This window comes from Frigoribacterium sp. Leaf44 (genome assembly GCF_001421865.1).
Taxonomy (GTDB): Bacteria; Actinomycetota; Actinomycetes; order Actinomycetales; family Microbacteriaceae; genus Frigoribacterium.
On the sequence record NZ_LMLG01000007.1, the window covers coordinates 49,830 to 50,095 of the forward strand.

A 266-nucleotide genomic window follows, 5' to 3' on the forward strand; every position below is an offset into this window, starting at 1 on the left:
TCGATCTCGCGTGGCCTCGGCGGGACGAAGCCCTACGACATCGTGATCACCCAGCCCGCCCAGGCCGGAAAGATCAGCGAAGTCACCCTGCGCCTCGTGCCGGAAGCGACCGGCCCCGCCGACCTCACCGTCAGCAGCCACCAGGACGGCGACGCCTTCGCCCCCACGGGCCTGACCACGATCCGCGGCAAGGCGTCCTCCAACGCCACCGTCACGTTCTACTGGTTCGGCAAGGACTACCCCCAGTACGCCACGACCACCGTCGC

The 266-nt window shown here is 69.2% G+C and carries 1 protein-coding gene; it reads left to right on the forward strand.

Annotation, left to right across the window (positions count from 1 at the left end; genetic code table 11):
- The coding region (locus ASE87_RS16390) for a hypothetical protein (protein ID WP_162235894.1) at positions 1 to 266 on the forward strand (266 nt) is incomplete at both ends.